Raw genomic sequence first — 22,873 nt, forward strand, 5'->3', positions numbered from 1 at the left:
CGAGCCTGTCTATTCACGCATCATCTACTCCCCAGTTGGCAAAATTCTCGTTCCCAGACACCGACTGGAGAAGTGGCCAGATGAGGTCTATTTATCGAATCCCGACCGCAGAGACCAGGAGGACCGGGTAATCAGCATCTCGCCCGCAGGGAAGGTCTCCCGTTTTGTGATGACGCGGAGCGATCCAAATGGGCCGAGTGTCGAGCTTCCCCTCCCCTTGGATCCCCAGCAAGATCCCCATGTTGAAAGGACAAATTTCACCGGATCTACGGTTGGGTTTATATGGACGAACTGGTCGAACCTCCCGGGATTTCCTGATCACCGCATTCAGCAACTTCACCTTTCCCATGTAGATGTCGAAAGCGGCCGCAGTGGCAGCAGTGTCCGTCTTGGAGAGCCATCGACCATCGAGAGCTTCGTATCGGCATCCTCACCTGTATGGGCGGGAGGAAAGTGGTGGGTGGCATGGGCGCGTGCAGCAGAATCCAGCGAAGATCGCAAGGATCCGCTCAAAGCGTGGCAGACGGTAATCAGCAGCTTCAATCCGACCAGCAAGGAACTCAAACACACGGTATCCCCCGAGATGAGCAATTGGAACACCTCCGTGGAACTGAAAACAACCGGGGGATGGTTGTGCGCAGCCTGGCACGCCTCTAAAGACGGCAGTTATCCGGGAGAGGCAAAAATCTGCACCGCTTTCGTCAAAGCGACTGGGCAGTGATGCCTCCTAGTCGGATGGCCGGGCAGTTGCCTTCCGCAGCAAGTTCGCAATCGCCTGGTGCTCCTTGAACTCCGCAAATTGGAGCGCCGTTCTGCCTTGACGATCCTTCTCCTGAAGGGGCACGCCACTCTCGATCAGAAGGGCGACGAGTTTTTCATTTTTCGAATCGACCGCACCGTGCAGCAACGGAATGCCGTACGGTCCCAGACCTTCCAACTTGGCCCCCTGCTGCAGGAGATACTGCACCGTTTCAAACTGTCCGGCAGCCGCCGCGAAACCCAGGGCAGTGGTGAAGTTCCGATCATCTTCCTTCGCAAACCAGGTTCCTGGAGTGTACGCACCAGACTGGAGTCGAGCGTTCACATCCACCCCTCCCAATTCCAGACACAACTTCACCCCTGCCACATCGCCATTGCTGGCTCTGCTTTGAAAAAGCCCTGCAAGATGCGCCTGGTACTGATCCCGAACCGGCTGCTCAAGGTGCTGAAAAAAGGATTTCAACACCGCAGTGTCCGTACTCTTCCCGACACTTCGCAGGAGAGACGCGAATTCATTTTCATCGCCGAGGTTCTTCGATGGAGTTGGGCGCAATTCCGCCCCTCCTTCCAACAACAGACGAAACAGGGCTGCATCATCCCGATCTACAGCCACTTGTAGCGCCAACAGACTGGCATCGCCTTGCGCAGGACGCCACCCTTCCCCAAAAAGAAAGCGCAGAATCCCGCTTTGCTTCATGCTCACCGCTTCCGCTCCAGCTTCAGGCAGCGTTTCCCCAGAAACAACGCCCGGTGCATTCTTCAGCAACCACGAAACCGCCGCCATCTGCCCGCCCCGAACCGCTAGGATCATCGGCGTCTCTCCATCGGGCGATTTGCCGTTCAGCATTGCCCCCCTGCGCACCAGTTCATCCATGATCTCCAATCGACCCAATGCAGCAGCCAGATGCAATGGAGGCAGACCGCCCTGCCCGAGTTTCATCAATCCGGGCTTGCTTGACAACTGACGTCGCAACTCCTCCGGTTGGTTGCGATAGATGGCGGCAAAAAAGGCATCACGCTCCTGCTCCTCACCGGAGCGAAGATCCGGCACCTGTGAGACGAGAGCCTCATCAGACACCGCAGATTGGGGATGTTTTTCCAAATGCGCACGCCAATCTGCCCAATCCCCCGCCGTTTTCCCGCTGGCATCTTTGATGTCCCGCCTGGCCCCTCTTGCCAACAGCTGATCCTTGGCCTGAACGGAGCAGGTCATCTCCGCCCACATGAGCGCCGTGCGCCCTTCGCCATCGGTGGCGTCCACGGGCACACCTTGTTTGATGGACAAGTCCAACAGTTCAGAATGGCCCATGATGACAAACCAGACGGTGAGAGGTCGACCGTCAGGCTTGAAATCCGCAATCGGGTCCACGCTGGTGGACAGCCACCCCACGATCTCCCGCGACGTTGACGATTCCACCGCTGAACTGGCAGCCCGCCGGACGAAAAAGTCCAACCGCTCGCGTGGATCGGGAAAGCCTGCCCCATGGCCTTTGAAGTACAGGACATCCTCCCATCTTCCTTTTGCCCAAGCATGGTCCAGAACGGTTCGCCCCTGCTTGTCGCGCAGATCCAATCGTGCCCCAAGCTCCACCAAATAGTGCATCATCTCGGTCTCCCTCATCCACCTGTTGGGAAGGCTGAGCATCACGGGCGTGATCCCATCCCCGTCTGCCGCATTGATGTCTGCACCATGCTCCACCAGCAGCTTCATCACTGGGAGTTTTCGGGTTCCTCGCGAAGCGGCAACGTGAACGGGCCGCCGCCCGGAGTCGTCAGCGGCGTTAGGATCGAGACCCAGAGCCAGAAGCCTTTCGAAGAGCGCCTTTTCAGGAAGAGAGTGAAAGAGGGTCTTGTTGTTCTTGAGCTTCGACTTTGGATCCACTTTTTGCTGAAGCAGGTAGTCCACCACATCCTCCTTGTTGTCGCTTACGGCAGCAGCCAGGGATTCAGGAGTGGGCCTGGCACCAGCTGCCACGAGACGTTTCACCAGGCTCAAGTTATTTCCCGCTGCCGCGGTCACCGCCGCCTCTCCACTAGCGTGAACATCAGCTCCATTCTCCAGCAAATAGTCGAGCATCCTCAACGACGACTCTTCTGAGGGATTGCGGTGAGAATTCCCGACCGCCATCGACAGTGCTGTATTGCCATTGGCATCCGGCTCATTCAGCCGGGCCCCGGCGGCGATCATCGCAGCAACGATGTCGTGAGCTCCGCTTTCGATTGCCACGTAAAAGGGTTTGGACCTTGACTCTGAGCCACCACTGTTGACGTCCCACCCTTCTGCAATCAGCCTCTGAATGGTTGCGAGATCCTCCCGCCAGCATGCAATGTCAGCCACGTCGCTCAGATCCGCCTGCCTTGCCTCCTCCTTCGCCTTCTCCGGAGACTGATCCTGCGCAGCAAGGGGCGCAGACGCGAGGATGGCAAAGAGACACGTGACGAGACCAAAACGCATGCTCTCGTTTTAGTGCATGCAGCCCCCCGGCGACAAGCCCAATCCCCTCTGGGGAAAGCGACCCCAGAGATTCTATTCAGCAACCTTCAGCGCCTAAAACTGCCCGCGGAACACACACCGCGCCGTGGGCGTCTCGTGGATCACGATCTCACAAAGCCCTGGAAGCTGCGGGCTCAGGCGCACCCAGAACCACGCGGCCATGTTCTCAATGGTGGGATTCTCCAACCCCTCGATCTCGTTCAGGTAGGAGTGATCCAGAAGATCCATCAAGGGGTTCATCGCCTTGCTGATCTGGGCGTGGTCATAGACCCAGCCGATCTTCGGGTCCACCTCGCCCTCGACGACGATTTCAATCTTGAAGCTGTGCCCGTGCATGCGCTTGCACTTGTGATCCCCGGGCAGAGACGGAAGGGTCTGGGCGGCTTCAAAACGATAATCCTTAACGAGGCGGCAAATCATGGCTGAGAGAGGGAAAAGGGAAGAGGGGTGAGGGATAAGTCACGAATGTCACTCCACCGGCACGGCGCGGGCGGCGCGGCGGTCTTCGGTGACGCCGGGGAGGATGGTCATGCGCAGGAGACGGAAGGCTCCGTCGAAGGGGGTGCTGTTGGGGAAAAGTCGGGCAGGCAGCGGGCCAAAGCTGGATCCGACAGCCAGTCCTTCCGCCGGCAACCGGGGAAAGCCGCCTTCAAAGGGGGCGTAACCGCGCACATCCTTGGTCAGGCCGGTGGCGGCCAATGACATGGAGCCGTCCAGTGAAACCAGGCTGCGCACGCGGATCTGGCCAGGAGCGAGCTGTTCCTCGGACTTCAGCGTGGATCGGAGACCATCGTAGTTCACCGTCAGCGCCGGGTGGCCATCTATCAGGTGGAGAGCGAAACCCAGGCGGGCATCCCCCTGGCTGACGAGGGTGCTGTCCGCATTTGTGGCGGGGTTGTACTCAAAGATCACCTCAATGTCGAAGGCCCGCTCCAGAATGTCTGGAGAGGCGTCCGCGCTGAGGCGGTCCCCGGCCTGGAAGAAGTAGCTCACCATTCCGTCGGGCGACGAATCCACCTTCACTTGATCCACCGTCCGGGACGCGGAGACCCACTTCTGAGGAATCTGCGCCGCCAGTTCCTTCTGCACCGCAGCCAGGTTGCCCCGCCCGGCAAGGTTCGTCCACTCATGCGGATCTGACTGGTGATCATAGAGCTCCTCGCTCCCGTTGGAGTAGCGGATGTAGCGCCAGCGCTCCGTCCGGACCGCGTAGCTGGCCTTGTCCCCCTCGCCCATGGCAGTGAGGGCGGGAGTCGTGCGGATGACGTTGGGATCGCGCAGCAGCGGCACCAGAGAGAGCCCATCCAGCGACTGAGGCTTAGGCAGGCCCGTCAGCTCACACAGCGTGGGATAGAGATCGATGAGGCTGACTGCCTGGCTGCTCTGCGTGTCTGGCTGGGTCACGCCTGGGGCGACCACTACCAGGGGGACATGCGTGCCACGTTCCCAGAGTCCGCCCTTATGCCAGCGCTGTTTTTCGCCCAGGTACAGCCCATGGTCACTGGTGAATACAATCACCGTGTTCGCCTTGTTCGGGCTGCTCTCCAGTGCGTCCAGCACCTTGCCCACCATGGCATCGCAGAAGGTGATGCTGGCGAGGTAGGCGCGCACGGCGGACGCCCAGAGCTGGCGGTCCATCATCTGACGGTGCAAGCCGCCGTTCAGGTAGGCCTTGGCCGTGGCGGGCACATCGGCAAGGTCATCCTCCTTCACCTCAGGGAGGCGCACTTCAGAGAGCGGACGCTCTGCAAAGTACTGGCGGGGCACATACCAAGGGGCATGCGGTCGATAGAGGCCGACGGTGAGAAAGAACGGGCGGTCCTGCTTGCGCTGGAGGTACTGGGTGGCCCAGTTCACCACCTGGCCGTCATCCGTGGCCTCAGGCTTCACGTCAACTGTGCCCCAATCCCAGTGCCAAATGTCCAGCCCATTGAAGTTCTGCCCTGTGTGAACGGGCAGATCAGGGATCTGCACCCCGTTCCCCGGGAAGCGCACATCCCAGGCTGCGTCCTGCTCAAAGCCCCGACGCCCGCCGTGCCAGCCCGTGAGCCGACCTTCGGGACCGCCATGGCTGGCGTGGAACACCTTGCCCCCGGCTGCCGTGGTGTAGCCTTGCTGGCGGAAGTACTCGGGCAGAGTGGGCTTCCCCACCAAGGTCTCGGCATTGCGCCAGTCCTGCTCATTGCCCGCCACTCCGCTGTTCCAGGGCTGGATACCCGTCAGCATGGAGGTGCGGGAGGGATTGCACAGGGCATAGCTGCAGTGCGCATTCATGAAGCGCATGCCCATGCGGGCCAGGCGGTCCATGTTCGGAGTTCTGGCTTGGGGATGGCCCCCCATCCAGCCGATCCAGTCATTGAGGTCGTCCGCAATGATGAAGACCACATTGGGAGAGTCCGCACGGGCGGCCTGTGCCTTGGGCACGATGGCCGGCTTCACGGTCACTTTGGGAGCGCTGAACGCGAGGGCATGCCCCAGCGTCAAACCGACCGCCAGCATCGCGCCGCGCAGAAAATAATGCCTGGAGAACCTGCCTTGCATGAAGTGGCGCAGTGTACCCAGAACGAGTCTCCCGACAATGAAAACACGCCTCACACTCCCCTCTCCCATCCTCATTCTCGCCCTGGCAGGACTGATTTTCTCCCATGGCCTCACCACGGGAGCCCCCGCGCCAGAGGGCTCCCCCCCTACCACAGAGGCCAAAGCCCCCCTCCTGGACCCGGGACTCACCTCCCAGTCTCGGGCGCAGTTGCCAGAAAGCGGCAGCGCCTTTGGCATCAAACTCGCCCACGCCGCCCTCGATCGCACCCGGCATGATGTCCGCTACGAACCCGCGTACGTGAAACTGGCCTACCCCGGTGGCGATGTCGATCCCGCCACCGGCGTCTGCACAGACGAGATCATCCGCGCCTGCCGCGCCCTAGGGCTGGACCTCCAGAAACTGGTTCACGAGGACATGAAGGCCAACTTCAGCAAGTACCCCAAAAACTGGGGCCTGAGCCGACCGGACCGCAACATCGACCACCGGCGAGTGCCCAATCTCCAGACCTATTTGAAACGTCAGGGCGCAGAGCTGCCCGCGACCCAAAAGGCAGAGGACTACCGTCCGGGTGACATCGTCACCTGCACGGTGCCACCCCACCTCCCGCACATCATGATGGTCGTGCCCGCCCCGGACGGCGGCTCCCGCCCCTGGGTGGTGCACAACATCGGCCGCGGCCCGCAGCTCGAAGACAATCTGTTCACCTACCCACTCACCGGCCACTACCGGTGGAGCCCGGCACAGGGCACCGGGGCTCAATGAAACTACGAAGCTTCCATCAGGGAGTGATCTTCTTGATCTCCTGAACGTTGGCCTTCATCACATCCAGCCACGTGCCCTTCTCCGGCACGTTGGCCGAGGGGTCAAAGACCACGCTGTTGACTCCTAGCGCCTTGAGTTTCTCCACCGATGCAGCCGCGGGAGCGCCCTCCCACACCATCCACTTCGCCGGATGGGTGGCGAGGATCTTCTTGAGCGCCTCGATCTGGGCATCGTCCGGAACAGTCTCCGGTTCCCAGAGCAGGGACTGGACGTTCAGCCCATATCGCCGCGCCCAGTACTGGTAGATGGGATGAGAGACCACGAGGGGCTGTCCACCAAGGCGGATGCCTTCACTCTTCATGGCGGCATCCAAAGCGAGAAGATCCGCCTTCAACTGGTCAAAGTTCAAGGCGAAGAGTTCCACCTGACCGGGTCGGAACTTCTGCAGCGCCTCGCGGACGGCGTCTGCCTGCTGGATGGCCTGGTCGAAGTCAATCCACGTGGTGAAGACCGTCCCGCTGTGGGAATGCTCCCCCTCACCACCATGGCTGTGGGTGACGGCATCCTTCACGACGATAAACTTGTCGGAGAAGGCCGCGGCCGTGCTCACGGTTTTGGAATCAGGAAGGGTGACCGTGTCCAGCCAGTGCGAATAGCTCGCACCATTGAGCAGGATGATATCGGCCGACTGATAGGCCTCCACTTCCTGTTCACTGGGCTGCCAGAACGCAGGATCCACATCGGGGGGCGCAGGAAACTTCACCTCCACCTCGGGACCGCCGATGCGTTCAGCGAAATAAGCCAGGGGATAGTTGGCGACATACACCACGATGCGACCATGTGCAGGGGTCGCCGGGGTCGTCTCGCTTGCTTTGGACTCGCCCGGAGACTCTGGCTTTTGCTCCGGAGCGCATGACGCCAGCAAAGTGCCGACAAGGACAGTGGACAGCAGGGAAAGGGTTTTCATGGGGGAGACAGGAAGGCGAGCAGGGGTGGAGTCTCGCCACCCTGCGCATGGATGCAACTACGTATCTTCGTTTGGAAATCCTCCAACCCACGTGCGCGATCATCGTCCCCCGGGAAACACCGCCCGACGCAGCCTCTCCGGAATGTTTGTCGTCAGACCATCCACCCCCATTGCCGCCAGCTCCCTGGCCCGCTGCAGGTCATCCACCGTCCAGAGATAGAGCTTGAGACCTGCCTCATGAATCCGGGACACATCCGCCTCAGTCAACGGCCAGTCCACCCGCAGATCCAATCCGCTGATCCGATGGCTCACGGCCAGATTGATGAGATGCGCCAAATTCCACACTGAGGGGTAGTCCACCACCCACGCCGTCTCCACCACCGGCATCGCTTCCCGCGCCTGCTGCACCAGAGCACGGTCGAAGCCAATGATCACCACCTGCTCTGGATCCAGCCAACTGGCCTCCAGCACCTGCCGGACCACTTCGACCAGTCCGGCGCCGGCCTTCAATTCCAAAAAGACCCGCCGCCCCTTCGGCACCTCCCTCAGGACTTGGGCGAGCAACGGCACCGTGATGTGTTTCCCCGCACCCGCCTCATGTCCGGTCCGTATCTGCGCCAGCTCTGCGGCATCCAGCGCCGCCACTTTGTGCGCATTGCCCGCCACCCGACGCAAGTCCGCGTCATGAACCACCGCCACCTGGTTGTCGCGGGTGAGACGCAGATCCATCTCCACGGCATCCGCGCCCTGCTCCCATGCCAGACGAAATGCGGCCAGCGTGTTTTCCGGAGCATCCGCTGAAGCCCCACGATGGGCGATGATCAGCGGCTTCATGGAGTTATCATGCCACATATTGTCATTTTTTTCCAGGTAAGTCTGATAAAGAAAAGCGGGTTGGCAACACAATGCCAACACGGACCACAAAGGTTTTTCGATACCCATTCACCTCCTTTTTTCCATCAGCCGCGCCGCCATGCCGCCCGCTGCAACAAGGGATAATGTTCGGGCAAAAGATTTATCGGAAATACATTCAAAGCTGGCATCCCCGCTGCTTACGAACGTGTTGCGACCGGCAAGTCGTGACAACCAACAACAACCTAGAAAGAACAGACGCATGAAACCATCCTTGATTGGAAACCTCAGAAAACTGCTCTCCCACAAGGGGGCGATGCTGGCCGCTGCTGCCATGCTTTCGCCCGTCGTCGCTCAGGCTGGCACCGTGTCCGGCAAGACAGTCGTCCCCCCGGTTGAGCCTCCGGCTCCCACCCCGCTCATCACTGGGAACCTGTCGCTGATGTATGACACCCACTTCATCTCCTACGGCCAGGATGTCTGGGGCGTGGGCAATGACTGGGGCGAGTGGTTCTTCCACCCTTCCTTCGAACTCGACTTCAACGTCGCTCCTGGACTTCAGATCTATGTGAACACCTGGGCTGACGTCAACGACCAGGTCGAAGGCGACATCGGCGACTACGTGCAGGAGATCGACGTGAACGTCGGTATCTACTACACCGTGGACAAGTTCAAGTTCCAGCTCGGCTACGGTTCCTGGAACTACGCTTCCCAGACGGAGCACATCATCGACGGCAAGATCTCCTACCTTGACGGACTCATCAATCCTTTCGTGGCCCTTCACGGCCGCGTCGGCATTGAGATCCCCGGGTATGATGAAGGCCTCGTGACCCAGGTTGGTATCGCCCCCGCCACCACGCTGGGCCCTGTCAGCCTCTCCTTCCCGATCACGGTCTCCTTTGACACAGACGGCTTCCACGCTGGTGACGGCGGCTTCGCCTATGTCTCCGCCGGTGTTGGCGCCTCGATCCCGCTGCACAAGCAGATCTCCCTCGCTCTCGGCGTGACTTACTATCACACCCAAGACGACGTGATCCCGAACGCCGACAGCGACTTCGTCGTGGGTTCCGCCGGCATCGTGTTCACGTTCTAATCCGTCCCTTTTCAGAAGGTTCAGATTCCCTCTCACCAGCGCGCATCGTCACCCTTGGCGGTGCGCGCTTTCAATGAAAACACACATCGACAAGCACCAACCTAGTATGAACAGAAGGTACTTTCAGGCATTCATGGCCGCTGCGCTGGCTACCACCATCGCTACGCCCGTCATGGCGGCAGAGACCGTCAAAGTGGGGGTGTTGCACTCCCTGAGCGGCACGATGGCCATCAGCGAGACCTCCCTCCGCGATGTTCTCCTTTTCACGTTTGACGAGATCAACGCCAAGGGTGGCGTGCTCGGCAAAAAGATCGAGCCCGTCGTCGTAGACGGCGCTTCCAACTGGCCGCTCTTCGCAGAGAAGGCCAAGCAGCTCCTTGAGCAGGACAAAGTGGCCGTCACCTTCGGCTGCTGGACCTCCGTGAGCCGCAAGTCCGTGCTTCCCGTGTTTGAAGAGAAGAAGGGCCTCCTCTTCTACCCCGTGCAGTATGAGGGTGAAGAAAAGTCCCCCAACATTTTCTACACCGCTGAGGCGGTGAACCAGCAGGCCACCCCGGCGGTGGACTACATGCTGGAGCAGGGCAAGAAGAAGTTCTACCTCCTGGGCTCCGACTATGTTTATCCCCAGACCACGAACCTCGTGCTTCTGGAGTATCTCCTGAGCAAGGGCGTGCCGCTTGAAAACATCGGCGGTGGTTTCACGAAGGACGCTTCCGGCAAGATCATCTCCGCTGGCAAGTACACCCCCTTCGGTCATACCGACTACCAGCAGATTGTGGCTGAGATCAAGCAGTTCGCCGCCGGCGGCAGCGCTTGCATCATCAACACCCTGAACGGTGATACCAACGTGCCCTTCTTCAAGGAGTACGCAGCAGCTGGTCTCACGGCAGAAACCTGCCCGGTGGTGAGCTTCTCCGTGTCGGAAGATGAGTTCCGCGGCCTTCCCGCCAAGCAGCTCGTCGGCCAGCTCGGTTGCTGGACCTACTTCCAGTCCCTCAAGAGCAAGACCAACGCGAAGTTCGTCAAGGACTTCAAGGCCTGGCTCGCCAAGTCTGACATCCCCGGCATCGTCAAAGAAGGCCGCGTGACCTGCTCCCCCATGGTGCTCAGCTATGATGGCGTGTACCTCTGGAAGGCCGCAGTGGAAAAGGCTGGCTCCTTCGATGTGGACAAAGTGAACGCTGAACTTGAGAAGGGCATCTCCTTCGAAGGCCCCGGCGGCAAAGTCACCACCCAGGCAAACCGCCACCTGACCAAGAACGTGTACATCGGCGAAACCAAGGCCGACGGACAGTTCAAGATCCTCAAGTCCTATGAAGGCGTGGTCGGCGAGCCCTTCCTCAAAGGCACCTTCAAGCCCAAGGAAAAGTAATTTGTTGTTGTTTGGTGAGCACCCGGCCCAAGCCGGGAATTGCAAACCCTCCGTGATCCGGCCGCTGGCAACAGCGCCTCTTCACGGAGGGTTCTTTGTGCCCGCGTTGCGGGGAGACAGAAGACTGGAAGACAGAAGACCAAAGACTTGAGGAGAACCAAGCAACCGAGGGGGCTCCGACTCAGGTTTTGAGACGCATCCCCGAAGGGGATATCTACCACAGCCCAAGGTTGGCCGAGCTTCAAGCGAGGTAATCTTGGGAACATCTTGCCTCCAGCGGTTGTGCAAGCACAAACCGCCGCTCCTTGGGGTGGACTTGCCTTTGGCGCGGTCAGGGAACAAGACCATTCCCGCGCGATTCAGAAATTCAGACCGTCCAATCGCGTTCCAATCTGCCTAGTTGAAGGGACAGCCAGGCCCTCACCCTGGTATGCCGGACTCCTGAATGACCGATTTACCCAACATGAACCGCCGTACGCTTCTTCAGAACTCCCTCCTCACTGCCCTGGCTGCCGCTCTGCCCGCCTACGCGGAGACCGGCCGACTGCCCCGCATCCTCCTGCGCAACGGATGGCAGAGCATCAACATTGGCGACATCGCCCACCAACTGGGCATTCTGGAACTGCTCCAGAAGCACGGCATCAGAGCGGAAATCCGCTTTTGGGCCAGCAATCTGGAAAACGGAGCGGATGAACTGGTCCTGAAACAGTTCCCGGACGTCATCATCCTCAAAGGACAGGCCGATATCGACAAGGCGTTCCAGGAGTGTGACTTCCTCCTGCACGGCTCGGGCTCCGGCTTTGTCGCCCAGAAGCATGTGGCAGAGTGGCGCAAGAAGACTGGCAAGCCCTATGGCGTGTACGGCATCTCGTACTTCACGCCGAATCAGGAGGGCATCGAAACCCTCACGCATGCAAACTTCGTTTATTTCCGTGAATCGGTCTCCCTGAAGGTGGCTCAGGATGCCGGAGTAAAGTGTCCCATCATGGCCTTTGGTCCAGATGCCGCCTTTGGCATCGTGAAGCTGCGCAATGACGATGCTGCCAACGTCTTCCTCAAGGCCAACAACCTGGAGGAAGGCAAGTTTCTGTGCTGCATTCCCCGCTATCGCTGGACCCCCTTCTGGACGGTGAAAAAAGACCGCGAGTTCGATGCGGTAAAGAATGCCCGCAACCAGGAGATGAAGGAGCATGACCACGCCCAGCTTCGGGAGGCCATCATCCGCATCACCCGCGAGACGGATTGCAAGGTGCTGGTCTGCTGTGAAGACCAGACCCAAATCGCCCTGGGCAAGGAGATCCTGGTAGATCCCCTGCCCGATGATGTGAAGGCCAAGGTCGTATGGCGCGACAAGTACTGGCTCACCGATGAAGCCCTGAGCGTGTACACCAAGTCACTCGGACTCTTTGGTAATGAGATGCACAGCCCCATCATGTGCATCGCCAACGGTATTCCGGCGGTAGTTTGTCGCTGGCAGGAGCAGACGACCAAAGGCTTCATGTGGCGGGACATCGGACTCAACGACTGGCTCTTCACACTCGACAACGAGGATGAGATGCCCAAGATCGCGCCCGCGATTGTGGCGATCGCCAAAGACCCCGCCGCTGCCAAGGCCAAAGCCGCCCAGGCCCGCGACGTGGTGCTGAAGCTACAGAAGGAACATCTCGGCGTGCTGGCTGACTCCTTGAGCAAAGCGACTGCGAAGGCGTAAACTGCCCACTCACCTCCCCCTTCTCCAGCCCTCGCCCCTGCATCGCAGGCGCGGGGGCTTTTTTGCATCTACGACAATTATCGTTGACGACTCAATTTCAAACACGCATCATCTACGACGATATTCGTATTTCCCTCCACCATGGCCAGACCTACTAAAGAACGGGACCCTTCCCAACCTGAACCTACCGAGGCTGAGCTGCATCTGCTGCGCGTCCTCTGGAAAAACGGGCCATCCACCGTGCGACAGGTGTGGGAGGAGATGGGCAGCAAGGGCAGCTACACCACGGTGCTGAAACAGTTCCAGGTCATGCACGAGAAGGGTCTCTTGACTCGCAACGACTCGGCCAAGATCCACGTCTTTGCCGCGGCGGTTCCAGAGCAGAAGGTGAAGCGGTCCCTGCTCAGCCGGCTCATGACGCAGATGTTTGAAGGTTCTGCCGCCCAACTGGCCTTGGGCGCTCTCTCCACGCGCAAGGTTTCCGCAGAGGAGCGGGCAGAGATCCGCAAGCTGCTGGACGAGTTGGATCGCAAAGACAGAAACGCTTGAGAGCCCCCTCCCGCCATGAGCCTTCACTTCCTTCACTCCCCCTGGCTCTCGCAACTGGGAGCCAGCCTCCTCCACAGCCTCTGGCAGGCAGCGGCCGTTTGGCTGCTGCTAAGCGCCATTCTGGTGGCAATGCGCAAGGCGTCGGCTGCAGCGAGACATTGTCTGGTCTTGGCCGCCCTCACCTTCACCCTGCTGTTGCCAGTGGGCACCATGGTGTGGCTGGGCCGTGATCTGAAGGAGGCGGCAGAAGTTTCGCGCCCCTCAGCGGGTGTTATTGCATCGCTCCCGAGTCCAATCTCGGATCACATACCCGCCATCTCGCCGAGACCCGAATCAGTTCCCATCGTCCCCCGCCCCCTTCCCAAGCCGGAGCCAGCCCCGCTCGCTTGGCAGGCCCTCGTCGCGGTGATCTGGGCGACAGGGGTGATGTTTCTCTGCCTGCGGCTCACGGCGGGTTGGTGGCTCATGCACCGCTTGCGACATGATGCCTCACGTTGCACCGCACCTTGGGTGCCAGGCCTGCTGGAGCGCACCGCCCTTCCTGCCGCCCGGGTCCTCTGCTCGGCACGCCTGCAGGTGCCGATGGTAGTGGGCTGGTTCCGTCCCGTCATCTACCTGCCCGCTGCGATCTTTGGCAGGATGACACTCGCCGCCGCGGAAACGGTCGTGCTCCATGAACTGGCCCACCTGCGTCGGCAGGATCCCCTCATCAATCTCTGGATCACCACGGTGGAAACGCTGCTCTTCTTCAACCCGCCAGTCCGTGCGATGGCACGTACGGCGCGGGACGAGGCGGAATGCGCCTGTGACGATCAGGTTCTCGCCTGGGGTGGAGATCGCCCCACCTACGCCCGCGCTCTTGCGGATCTGGAGGCCGTCAGACCCGAACATCTCCCCCTTACCCTCGCCGCCACCGGCGGCAGCGGTCTTCTGCAACGCATCCAGCGCATTCTAGGAACCGTCCCTCCTCAAGGCCGTCCGTTTGTTTCCCAAACCATTGGCCTTGCCACCCTGGCTTCCATCACTGGAGTCATCCTCGTATGCGCGCTCGCCGTACCGCCCCTGGCGAGAGCTTTTACGCCGGAGGAGAGGATCGCGGCGCTGGCGGTGGTGGAAGAGGCGCAGACGGTGGACCCAATGATTGAATGGAAGGCGGTTGGCAACCTGGTGGATGAAGATGGCAAGGTCATCACCGTGGACCAGGTCTTCACGATCAGCAGTTGGTCAGAGAGAAGATCGTTCACTGCCAGCGAGCGAAATGCTGCCAGGTTTACCTGTGAGGGCTTTGGGAAGTCCATGATAGTCGGTCTGTGGCTTGAAGGTCACGCCCCTGCCTCAACGATCGTCCAGGCCCCTAAGAACGCTGATGAACCGACCGCGTTCTCCCTCGTCGTCAGGAAAGGCTATCCCGCGAAGTTGAAACTGGTGGACGAGACGGGGGCGGCCATCTCCGGGGCAGAACTTCATGTAAAATCAGTCATGCTCAATGGCGAAAAGCCCTACCGACAGGGAAGCCTGCAAACTTCAGCATCGGGGGAAGCCACCATCGGAAATGCAGAGACCGACAGCACATTCGAGATCGAAGTGCGTGCCTACGGTCACGAATGGTCGCAGTTTGAAGGTGTCCGTTTTGCCAACGGAGTCCCCACCACGATCAGCGTCCTCAAGATCGAGCCGCTGGATCTGCCGATCGTCGATGCCAACACCGGAGCCGCCGTACCCGGTGCCAGGGCTTACTGCTGCTCCTGGGAAAAAGCGAACGAGTCGATGTCATACGGCTCGCGATCCTTCCTCGCCAGCATGAGCAGCCAGCCATCAGGCAACGACGGGCATCTGAAACTGGACCTCTGGTCTCCCAACCGCAATTTCCTCGCGCTCATCGAAGCCCCTGGGTATGCCACAGCGATCTCCCCGGTAGTACCCAGGCGCCCCCTCGAACCCGTTCGCCTCTTCCCTGAGCTGAAGCTTGGAGGCGTCATTCATGATCCCGAGAAGCTCCTCTCCAGAAGCGGGAAATCTCCGATGGTTCGGTATTACCTGGATTCGGACAGCGGCAATTCTTGGAAACTGGCCAACTTCAACATGGATTTTGAAACAGAAGGACGCGTCCAGGGAACCGAGGTCCATTTCTCCATTGGCCAGCTCAACCCGGGTGAGATTGAATTCAATTGCAATGGGCGCGAATGGAAAACTCGAGTCACAGACAGCAAGTCCGACCTGCAGCTTTATCTTTCCAAAAACGGCCTCACCACAGAAGGCCCCGACCAAGCCCCTCCCGCCCCTCCCCAGGAACGAACGGTGAGATTCCGGCTGCATCCACCGCCAGATCAGCCCCCGGCTCAAGGAAACTTCGTCGTTCGAGTGCGGGGCACGGAACGCCCGTTGCCGATCAAAAACGGCGAAGCCACAGGGCGCTTTCAAGTGGGCGACTCCATCGACTTCCTGCGTCACGGCATCGCTGGCTACACACGTCAGGAGAGCCTGAAGGAGATCAAACTCACCAATGGAGAGGGAGATGTGGAACTGGACATCCACCTGATCCCATCGGGCGGCATCACGGGACAACTGGTCTCCGCCGCGGCGGGCCTCGACTATCGAAGAATAATGGGAACGATTTTGCGCCTCAATGACGAAGGCACACGTGCTATGAGCCTGGAACATGACATCCGACTCCCCTCCGGCTCTGACAAGTATGTGGTGACGGGGCTACCGCTGCATGCGAACTACCGCATCCTCTTCCGCTCCGGCCACCGCCTGGTGGAGTCACCTTGGGTCAAACTCGACGAGAGCAATCCCCTTCCAGAAACTCCTCTTACCCTCCCAAAAGGGCAGACCATCTCTGGCAAGGTATTCGAAGCAGATGGCACTCCGGCGTCGCAGGCGAGCCTCACCCTGGTGTACCATTTGAGGGAGTGGAGCTACTGGTACACCACCTTTGCCTGCGCCCAGGATGGAAGCTTCACCCTGGAAGGCATGAACTTCGATGTGGAAGGCTCCTATTCCTTACACATCAACAACCCGGATGGGAAGAAGGTTGGCTCCATCCCCATCTCCTCCTCTGACCATTCTGTGGTCGTGAAGCGTCTTTGATGATTGATTAGACAGCAGGCAGGAGCATCAAGGCACTTCGCCAGGAGCACTTCCGCCCGCACCGGCGGGCGAGGGTGACACCCCTTCCGTCTTGTAGTCGCTGGACATGATGCGAACCTGCCCCGTACCCGGCTGCAATTCCACCCGCAGGATGCTGGCAAAGCCTTGGTTGCCTTCCTGGAAATTCATTCCCGAGTCGATCCCAGGCGTCATCGGCACCGACTGGTCAAAATCGACATAGTAGCCGCCGCTGACATCGAACTGATAGCGCTTCACATCCATCTGCACCCCTGCGCTGCCGTCATTGAGAGCATTCAACCGGGGAGTGAGCGTGGAGTAGTTGTACACCCCAGGCTCCACTTCGTAGGGGTCTGTCACCAAGGTGGACCCCGCATCCACCAGTTGATCGATCTGAGCCATGCGTTGACCACGGACTCCCGGCATACCGGGGATGGGAGCCGCCGACTGGGTCTCCGCGACAGCCGGAGTTGCCTCCGCGGTTGGTTTCAAAAGATCCTCAAGATCGTCTTCAACGCTCTTGGGTGCCGCAAAGGGAGCGCGGGCAGTGGGAACCACCACTGGAGCCGACTGAGCCAACTCCATGGGCTCGCCAGCCAGCCCCTCAAGACCCAAAGAGGGACGACGAGCGCCCCCGTACCAGCCGACGGCCAAGGCCACCAGGAACGCCAGGACAACCAGAAGTGCGGTTCTCACAGGATCAACGTGCGGGTTGTGCAGCCATTGTGCAATGCATTTCGGAGAAGCGTCATCTCCCGGAATTGAATGCCCAGAGGGTGAGGAAGTTGCGGAGAAATGTGTGAGGAGCGCAGGCGAGCGCCCCGCTTTAGAGCAATCAGGAAGCCCAGCATGTGCTCAACCACTCCCACAGGATCCTCGGCTCCCAAATCGACGGGGACCGTCGCACTACGCCCGAAGCGTCGCCCCATGTACTTGCGACCAATCACCCCCATCCCCATCTTGTTAATCCTTCGGAAATCTTGTTAATCCTGTCTCGAAAGGACGTCACAAGAAGGGCATGAACAACCGCGCAAAGCCATCGCGCAAGCGCTCTGCCAGCGAGGCGCTGCGCAGGGCCGCGAGAGATTCCAGAGTGCCGTTCTGCACCTTCTTCTCAAACTCCCGATCCAGTTCCTGGGCGAGCAGATCGTCGAAGCACGCCAGATTGAACTCAAAGTTCAACCGCAGGCTGCGGGGGTCCCAGTTCGTGGAGCCAACCAGCGACCACAACCCGTCCACCGTCATGAACTTGGAGTGGTCGAAGTGCCCGTCCGCCTCGTAGATCTTCACGCCCTTTTCCAGCATCTCCGGGTAGAGGGTGCGCGCGGCCCACCGCACAAATGGGATGTTGTTGCGCCGCGGTGTGAGCACCTTCACATCCACCCCACGGAGCGCCGCAAGATTCAAAGCCCAGATGAGGGCTGGCGGCGGGAGGAAGTACGGCGTCATGATGCGCACCGAGTGCCGCGCCTCCGAGAGCGCCGCAAAGATGGTCTTGGGCATGAGTTCGAGGTCTTCATCTGGACCGTCGGGAACGCCGATGGCAGCCACCTCACCCGCAGGGGCCAGAATGGGATACCAGAGGGGCCCTGAAAGCACCTCTCCGGAGCAGAAGGCCCAGTCCTCGGCAAACACCCGCTGAAGCTGCTGCACCACCGGCCCCTCCACCTTGAAATGCATGTCCTGCACAGGGTGGCTGGGATCTGCCTCCAGCATGTTGCCCTGGCGGATGTTCATGCCCCCTGTGAACCCGGTTGTCCCGTCCACCACCATCACCTTGCGGTGATTCCGCAGGTTCATGGTGAGAATACGCAGGACGAAGCGGATGGGCATGAAACGCTTGGCCATCACCCCCCGGCTCCGCAGCAGATGGGTGATGGGCGGCCAGGAGTACCGCGTGCCTGCGTCATCCACCAGCACCCGCACCTCCACTCCCCGGGCCTTGGCAAGGACCAGCTCCTCCACGAACTTCATGCCGATGCCATGGGCCTCAAAGATGTAAGAGCACAGGGTGATGGACTTTTGAGCACCACGGATCGCTTCCAGCATGGCCGGCATCGCCTCCTCCCCATTGCGCAACACCGTGACGTGATTGCCCACCGTGAAGCCAAATCTGGAGAGCATCCCCAGCGAGGTTGAGAGCGCCCGCAGTTCCTTGATTTCCGGCACAGTCTGCCAGGGATTGACCGGACAGGCCTCACCCACAGCCGCGAGTTCCAGACTGTGACGATACTTGGCCCCGCGACGCCGCAGACGGTTGATCCCAAAGAGCGCATAGAAGCAGGCACCCAGGAAGGGTACGAAGGCGATGAGCACCGCCCAGAAAGCCGCGCTCCGGTGATCCCGGTTCCGCAGCAGCACGTGACTGAGGGCATACCCCACCACCACCAAGTTCAACGCAATAACAGACAGGTGCCAGACGGGCTTCACCACCGGCAGGATCTCAGAAAGGAATGATATCATGCTCGTCGCGCAACCACTGGGGCACCGATAGTCCCGAATGATCAGCGATGCAATGCCGCGAACACAAAGGCTCCCTCCCCAACCAAGCGCATCGCCCCCGTCCCCGCCAAAAAACCCCCAAGCTGACGACATTGCGCTTTGCACCCCGGGCGCCTTCGGACTATCCGTCCCGCCCTCATGAATCGGATTGACGAATGTTTTGCCGGCCTGCGCGCTGCCGGAAAGAAAGGTTTTGTGGCCTACATCGCCGCAGGAGACCCTGACCTGCCCACGACCCGGGAGATTGTGCTGACTCTGGCCCGCTGCGGAGCAGATGTGATCGAACTGGGCGTGCCCTTCAGCGACCCCCAGGCCGATGGTATTGTGAACCAGATGGCCGCCGAGCGGGCTCTGAAGGCAGGCACCACCCTGCCCAAGGTACTGGCGTTCATCAAGGAGTTGCGCCAGGAGACCCAGGTGCCTCTGGTGCTCTTTACCTACCTGAACCCCGTTTACACCTACGGGTTTGAGGCCTTCCACCGCGATGCCGCCGCCGCCGGAGCAGATGGCGTGCTTATTCTGGACCTGCCGCCGGACGAAGCGCCGCTGAACGATGAATTGACAGCCGGGGACGGCCTCAAGCGCATCCGCCTCATCGCGCCGACCACCCCGGAGTCGCGCATCAAGCTCATCACCGAACAGGCTGAGGGCTTCATCTACTACGTCTCCCGTGAGGGCGTGACGGGAGCCCAGTCCTCCCTGGCCACGGGCATTTCAGACCAGCTCCAGAAGATCCAAGCCGCCACCAGCACCCCCATCGCCGTGGGGTTTGGCATCTCCACCCCCATCCAGGCCAGCACCGTCGCCCGCATGGCCGACGGCGTGGTCGTGGGCAGCGCCATTGTGAAGCTGATCGAGCAGCATGGCACTCAATCTGACCTGTCCGACCGGCTCACGGCGTTCGTTAAACCTCTTGTGGACGCAGTGAAAGCCGTCTAGCTTCTCCGCCCCTTATCCCATGGCCACACTTCTCAGCTTCTGGAAAATGAACGGCGCGGGCAATGACTTCGTCATGCTCGACAACCGCGATTTGTCCCTGCAACTCACCGGCGAATCCATCGCCCAGCTCTGCGATCGTCATCGCGGGGTGGGTGCAGACGGCCTCCTGGCCGTGGAACCGGCCACCGAAGGCGGCGACTTCCGCATGCGCTATTACAACGCGGACGGCGGTGAAGCAGAAATGTGCGGCAACGGTGCCCGCTGTTTCGCCCGCTTCGTGAACAAGCTTCACGACAACAGCCTGAACGCGGTAAAGTTCGAGACCCAGGCCGGGATGATCTCCGCAGAGTTCTTCGGTGATCAGGTGGAGATCAACATGAGCCAGCCCCACAGCCTGAAGCTGAATCAGGCGCTGGTGGTGGATGGCACCCCGCTGGAAGTACACAGCGTGAACACGGGCGTCCCGCACGCTGTCGTGTTTGTGGAGGATGTGAATGCCCTCTCCGCGGCCGAAATCCGCCGTCTGGGAGCTGGTCTGCGCTACCACGAGGCCTTCGCGCCCAAGGGCACCAACGCCAACTTTGCCACCGTCGTGGCCCCCGGCTCCATTGTCATCCGCACCTACGAGCGCGGCGTGGAAGACGAGACCCTGGCCTGCGGCACCGGCATGGTGGCCTGCGCGCTCATTCACCATGAGCTCCATGGTACCGCCGCACCAGTCTCGGTGAAGGTCAAGGGTGGCGACACCCTCAAGGTTGGGTTCAACCAGGCTGGCGACGTCTACTCCGATGTCACCCTGCACGGCCCCGCTGACTTTGTCTTCCAGGGTAAACTCGAAGTCTGAGTCTCCCACGCGGGGCGCATCTCTGTCGGACCTCACAGCCGCAGGCATCGCACTTCCCCTTTCGATTTCAGTTCCTCATTTTCAGTCCTCAGTTCTCATCATCATTAACACCTAAAACGTCATGTTCGCCGGTACCCACACCGCCATTGTCACCCCCTTTCGCAACGGCCAGATCGATGAAGCCGCGCTGCGAAAGTTGGTGGACTACCAGTTTGCCGGCGGCGTGCAGGGCGTAGTGCCCTGCGGGACGACGGGTGAATCCCCCACGCTGGACTACGATGAGCACGAGCGAGTCATCCAGCTGACCGTGGAGTACACCGCAGGCCGCGGCATCGTCATGGCCGGCACTGGCAGCAACTCCACGCGTGAAGCGGTGGAAATGACCCAGGAAGCTGAGGCCGCTGGCGCCAATGCCGCATTGCTGGTCGCGCCCTATTACAACAAGCCGACTCAGGAAGGGCTCTTCCGCCACTTCAAGGCCATCGCCGACAACACCAAGCTGCCGATCATGCTGTACAGCATCCCCGGTCGCTGTGGCATCGAGATCGGTGTGGACACCGTCGTGCGTCTCGCTGAGGCCTGCCCGAACATTCGCGCCATGAAGGAAGCGGGTGGTAACGCCGACCGCGTGAGCCAGATGAAGATGCTTCTTCCGGCGGACTTTGAGATCCTTTCCGGTGATGACTCCCTCACCCTGCCCTTCATGAGCGTGGGTGGCGTGGGCGTGGTCAGCGTGGCGGGCAACCTCATCCCTGCAGAGATGAACAAAATGGTGCAGGCCGCTCTGGCCGGACGCTGGGCGGAGGCTCAGAGCATCCATGCGCAGTTCAATCCCCTGTTCTCCGCTTTCCTGAAGCTTTCCACGAACCCGATTCCCATCAAGACGGCGCTGGCACTCAAAGGCATCTGCGATGCCGAGCTGCGCCTGCCGATGTGCGAACTGGGGGAAGCCCAGGTCAAAGAGCTGCGCCAGACCATGATCAACGTGGGGATTCTCGCTGAGTAACATTCACTGCAAACTACCATCATGGCTCAGCTCAAGATTCTTGTCACCGGTGCCAAAGGCCGCATGGGCCAGGCCGTCATTCATTCCGTGGAAAGCGATGCCGACTGTGCTGTCGGCGCGACCGTGGACATGGGCGACTCCCTGGACGAAGCCCTCTCCAAGTGCGATGCAGTGATCGACTTCACTTCCCACCATTTCAGCAATGAACTGGTGGCGGCCTGTGTGAAGCATAAGGTCCCCTTCGTCATGGGCACCACCGGTCACACCCCGGAAGAACTCGCCAACATCCGCGATGCCGCCAAGACGCTGCCTGTCGTGCTGGCACCCAACTTCAGCGTGGGGGTGAACACCCTCTTCTGGCTGACCCGTCAGGCCGTGCGCATCCTGGGCGAACCCTTCGACCTCGAGGTGGTGGAAATGCACCACCGCATGAAGACGGACTCCCCGAGCGGCACTGCCCGCCGTCTGGTGGAGATCCTGTGCGAGGAAACCGAAGTCAGCTACGAGACGGACACCCGCCACGGCCGCAAGGGCGATGTGGGCGCCCGTACGAAGAAGGAAATAGGCGTACACGCCCTGCGTGGTGGCGACGTCGTGGGCGATCACACCGTCGTCTTCGCCAATGTGGGCGAGCGCGTGGAACTCACGCACAAGGCCTCCAGTCGCGACACTTTCTCCAACGGTGCCGTGCGCGCTGCCAAGTGGCTCGCCAGCCAGCCCGCTGGCATCTACGATATGCAGGACGTGCTGGGGCTGAAATAGCTTCAGGTCTCGATTCTTTGACCCTACCCACCTTCGCAACCGGGAGTCGATGAAATACGGCATCGCTCTCGGTTCGAATTTGGGGGAACGGCTCGACAATCTTCGTCGGGCCGTTCGATCGCTTTTGCAACGGGTACCCGGGAGTCGCGTGATCGCCGCCTCGGCAGTCTATGAAACCGATCCCGTGGACTGCCCCCCTGGTTCACCGGGATTCCTGAATGCAGCGATAGAGTTGGAAGCGGATATCCAACCCCTGGACCTGCTTCAGCGCACTCAGGCCATCGAGGCGGCGCTAGGCCGCCCCAATGAGCACGAGCACCATGCGCCACGCACCGTGGATCTGGATCTGCTGTATGCAGATGCCGTGGTGCTGAACCATCCGGATCTCATCCTGCCCCACCCGCGCATGGCGCAGCGGCGGTTTGTTTTGCAGCCTTTGGCAGACATCCGCCCGGATTTGCTGCTTCCCGGCGAAGACTTGTCGGTGAGGGAAATCCTCGCGTACCTCCCCACCTCGGATGAGCCATCTCCCCGGGTGTACGCTGCGCAGTGGTTCGACCTCGATAGTCCGTGATCCCCTTCCCGTCGTATCGCAAGTTTCGTTCAACGCA

At 60.4% G+C, this 22,873-nt stretch carries 19 protein-coding genes; 12 read left to right on the forward strand and 7 right to left on the reverse strand.

What is annotated here, in order from left to right; translation table 11 throughout:
- On the forward strand, positions 1–721 hold a 721-nt coding region (locus BV034_RS22820), incomplete at its 5' end, for a hypothetical protein (RefSeq protein WP_265593355.1).
- A gap of 6 nt (positions 722–727) precedes the next feature.
- Here the strand turns inward: BV034_RS22820 and BV034_RS22825 are convergent.
- From BV034_RS22825 to BV034_RS22835, 3 genes are all read right to left on the reverse strand, one after another.
- Entirely contained in the window at positions 728–3,214 is a 2,487-nt protein-coding gene (locus tag BV034_RS22825) for an ankyrin repeat domain-containing protein (protein WP_050029286.1), read from the reverse strand.
- 93 nt (positions 3,215–3,307) lie between these two features.
- A complete protein-coding gene (queD, locus tag BV034_RS22830) occupies positions 3,308–3,673 on the reverse strand; it encodes a 6-carboxytetrahydropterin synthase QueD (protein WP_050029287.1) in 366 nt (121 codons plus the stop codon).
- 48 nt (positions 3,674–3,721) lie between these two features.
- Positions 3,722–5,794 carry a sulfatase-like hydrolase/transferase gene (locus BV034_RS22835; protein ID WP_265593356.1) on the reverse strand — a complete coding sequence of 691 codons (2,073 nt, stop codon included), beginning with the start codon at positions 5,792–5,794 and terminating at the stop codon, positions 3,722–3,724.
- A gap of 37 nt (positions 5,795–5,831) precedes the next feature.
- Here BV034_RS22835 and BV034_RS22840 point away from each other — a divergent pair, with 37 nt between their 5' ends.
- Complete coding sequence (locus BV034_RS22840; RefSeq protein WP_081888044.1) at positions 5,832–6,557, forward strand: DUF1287 domain-containing protein; 726 nt, start codon at positions 5,832–5,834, stop codon at positions 6,555–6,557.
- A gap of 16 nt (positions 6,558–6,573) precedes the next feature.
- On the opposite strand, the gene BV034_RS22845 is transcribed toward BV034_RS22840, so the two are convergent.
- Both BV034_RS22845 and BV034_RS22850 read right to left on the reverse strand, forming a co-directional pair.
- The gene (locus tag BV034_RS22845; RefSeq protein WP_050029289.1) at positions 6,574–7,524 is read right to left on the reverse strand and encodes a metal ABC transporter substrate-binding protein; all 951 of its coding nucleotides are present in this window, start codon (positions 7,522–7,524) and stop codon (positions 6,574–6,576) included.
- A gap of 99 nt (positions 7,525–7,623) precedes the next feature.
- Positions 7,624–8,358 carry a glycerophosphodiester phosphodiesterase gene (locus tag BV034_RS22850; RefSeq protein ID WP_265593357.1) on the reverse strand — a complete coding sequence of 245 codons (735 nt, stop codon included), beginning with the start codon at positions 8,356–8,358 and terminating at the stop codon, positions 7,624–7,626.
- 280 nt (positions 8,359–8,638) lie between these two features.
- Here BV034_RS22850 and BV034_RS22855 point away from each other — a divergent pair, with 280 nt between their 5' ends.
- From BV034_RS22855 to BV034_RS22875, 5 genes are all read left to right on the forward strand, one after another.
- Positions 8,639–9,469 (forward strand): hypothetical protein, encoded by an 831-nt coding sequence (locus BV034_RS22855; RefSeq protein WP_265593358.1) that lies wholly within the window; start codon positions 8,639–8,641, stop codon positions 9,467–9,469.
- A 133-nt stretch (positions 9,470–9,602) separates the two neighbouring features.
- Positions 9,603–10,841, forward strand: coding sequence for an urea ABC transporter substrate-binding protein (gene urtA / locus BV034_RS22860; protein WP_343123297.1), 1,239 nt, complete (start codon positions 9,603–9,605; stop codon positions 10,839–10,841).
- Between the two features lie 463 nt (positions 10,842–11,304).
- A complete protein-coding gene (locus tag BV034_RS22865; RefSeq protein ID WP_050029293.1) occupies positions 11,305–12,552 on the forward strand; it encodes a polysaccharide pyruvyl transferase family protein in 1,248 nt (415 codons plus the stop codon).
- 141 nt (positions 12,553–12,693) lie between these two features.
- Positions 12,694–13,101, forward strand: a complete 408-nt coding sequence (locus tag BV034_RS22870) for a BlaI/MecI/CopY family transcriptional regulator (RefSeq protein WP_050029294.1) — start codon at positions 12,694–12,696, stop codon at positions 13,099–13,101.
- Between the two features lie 15 nt (positions 13,102–13,116).
- On the forward strand, positions 13,117–16,191 hold the full coding sequence (locus tag BV034_RS22875; RefSeq protein ID WP_050029295.1) for a M56 family metallopeptidase: 3,075 nt from the start codon (positions 13,117–13,119) through the stop codon (positions 16,189–16,191).
- 27 nt (positions 16,192–16,218) lie between these two features.
- Here the strand turns inward: BV034_RS22875 and BV034_RS22880 are convergent, their stop codons facing one another.
- On the reverse strand, positions 16,219–16,905 hold the full coding sequence (locus tag BV034_RS22880) for a hypothetical protein (RefSeq protein WP_050029296.1): 687 nt from the start codon (positions 16,903–16,905) through the stop codon (positions 16,219–16,221).
- Positions 16,906–17,214: 309 nt separating this feature from the next.
- The gene (locus BV034_RS22890; protein ID WP_050029298.1) at positions 17,215–18,672 is read right to left on the reverse strand and encodes a phospholipase D-like domain-containing protein; all 1,458 of its coding nucleotides are present in this window, start codon (positions 18,670–18,672) and stop codon (positions 17,215–17,217) included.
- 177 nt (positions 18,673–18,849) lie between these two features.
- On the opposite strand from BV034_RS22890, the gene trpA reads away from it, so the two are divergent.
- The 5 genes from trpA (at position 18,850) to folK (ending at position 22,836) form a co-directional block, all read left to right on the forward strand.
- Positions 18,850–19,650 (forward strand): tryptophan synthase subunit alpha, encoded by an 801-nt coding sequence (gene trpA, locus BV034_RS22895; RefSeq protein ID WP_050029299.1) that lies wholly within the window; start codon positions 18,850–18,852, stop codon positions 19,648–19,650.
- A gap of 19 nt (positions 19,651–19,669) precedes the next feature.
- Entirely contained in the window at positions 19,670–20,494 is an 825-nt protein-coding gene (dapF, locus tag BV034_RS22900) for a diaminopimelate epimerase (RefSeq protein WP_050029300.1), read from the forward strand.
- A 121-nt stretch (positions 20,495–20,615) separates the two neighbouring features.
- On the forward strand, positions 20,616–21,500 hold the full coding sequence (gene dapA / locus BV034_RS22905; protein WP_050029301.1) for a 4-hydroxy-tetrahydrodipicolinate synthase: 885 nt from the start codon (positions 20,616–20,618) through the stop codon (positions 21,498–21,500).
- Between the two features lie 21 nt (positions 21,501–21,521).
- Positions 21,522–22,262 carry a 4-hydroxy-tetrahydrodipicolinate reductase gene (gene dapB, locus BV034_RS22910; protein WP_050029302.1) on the forward strand — a complete coding sequence of 247 codons (741 nt, stop codon included), beginning with the start codon at positions 21,522–21,524 and terminating at the stop codon, positions 22,260–22,262.
- Positions 22,263–22,311: 49 nt separating this feature from the next.
- On the forward strand, positions 22,312–22,836 hold the full coding sequence (gene folK / locus BV034_RS22915; protein ID WP_063768873.1) for a 2-amino-4-hydroxy-6-hydroxymethyldihydropteridine diphosphokinase: 525 nt from the start codon (positions 22,312–22,314) through the stop codon (positions 22,834–22,836).
- The last annotated feature ends 37 nt before the right edge of the window (positions 22,837–22,873 follow it).

The sequence above is a fragment of the Verrucomicrobium sp. BvORR034 genome, assembly GCF_000739635.1.
Classification (GTDB): Bacteria; Verrucomicrobiota; Verrucomicrobiia; order Verrucomicrobiales; family Verrucomicrobiaceae; genus Verrucomicrobium.

Excerpts from the sequence above, each read along its gene's own strand:
- BV034_RS22875 (WP_050029295.1), top strand. The coding sequence starts at position 13,117 with ATGAGCCTTCACTTCCTTCACTCCCCCTGGCTCTCGCAACTGGGAGCC.
- BV034_RS22835 (WP_265593356.1), bottom strand. The coding sequence starts at position 5,794 with ATGCAAGGCAGGTTCTCCAGGCATTATTTTCTGCGCGGCGCGATGCTG.
- urtA (WP_343123297.1), top strand. The coding sequence starts at position 9,603 with ATGGCCGCTGCGCTGGCTACCACCATCGCTACGCCCGTCATGGCGGCA.
- dapB (WP_050029302.1), top strand. The coding sequence starts at position 21,522 with ATGGCTCAGCTCAAGATTCTTGTCACCGGTGCCAAAGGCCGCATGGGC.
- dapA (WP_050029301.1), top strand. The coding sequence starts at position 20,616 with ATGTTCGCCGGTACCCACACCGCCATTGTCACCCCCTTTCGCAACGGC.
- BV034_RS22825 (WP_050029286.1), bottom strand. The coding sequence starts at position 3,214 with ATGCGTTTTGGTCTCGTCACGTGTCTCTTTGCCATCCTCGCGTCTGCG.
- folK (WP_063768873.1), top strand. The coding sequence starts at position 22,312 with ATGAAATACGGCATCGCTCTCGGTTCGAATTTGGGGGAACGGCTCGAC.
- BV034_RS22870 (WP_050029294.1), top strand. The coding sequence starts at position 12,694 with ATGGCCAGACCTACTAAAGAACGGGACCCTTCCCAACCTGAACCTACC.
- dapF (WP_050029300.1), top strand. The coding sequence starts at position 19,670 with ATGGCCACACTTCTCAGCTTCTGGAAAATGAACGGCGCGGGCAATGAC.
- BV034_RS22890 (WP_050029298.1), bottom strand. The coding sequence starts at position 18,672 with ATGATATCATTCCTTTCTGAGATCCTGCCGGTGGTGAAGCCCGTCTGG.
- BV034_RS22840 (WP_081888044.1), top strand. The coding sequence starts at position 5,832 with ATGAAAACACGCCTCACACTCCCCTCTCCCATCCTCATTCTCGCCCTG.
- queD (WP_050029287.1), bottom strand. The coding sequence starts at position 3,673 with ATGATTTGCCGCCTCGTTAAGGATTATCGTTTTGAAGCCGCCCAGACC.
- BV034_RS22855 (WP_265593358.1), top strand. The coding sequence starts at position 8,639 with ATGAAACCATCCTTGATTGGAAACCTCAGAAAACTGCTCTCCCACAAG.
- trpA (WP_050029299.1), top strand. The coding sequence starts at position 18,850 with ATGAATCGGATTGACGAATGTTTTGCCGGCCTGCGCGCTGCCGGAAAG.
- BV034_RS22850 (WP_265593357.1), bottom strand. The coding sequence starts at position 8,358 with ATGAAGCCGCTGATCATCGCCCATCGTGGGGCTTCAGCGGATGCTCCG.
- BV034_RS22865 (WP_050029293.1), top strand. The coding sequence starts at position 11,305 with ATGAACCGCCGTACGCTTCTTCAGAACTCCCTCCTCACTGCCCTGGCT.
- BV034_RS22845 (WP_050029289.1), bottom strand. The coding sequence starts at position 7,524 with ATGAAAACCCTTTCCCTGCTGTCCACTGTCCTTGTCGGCACTTTGCTG.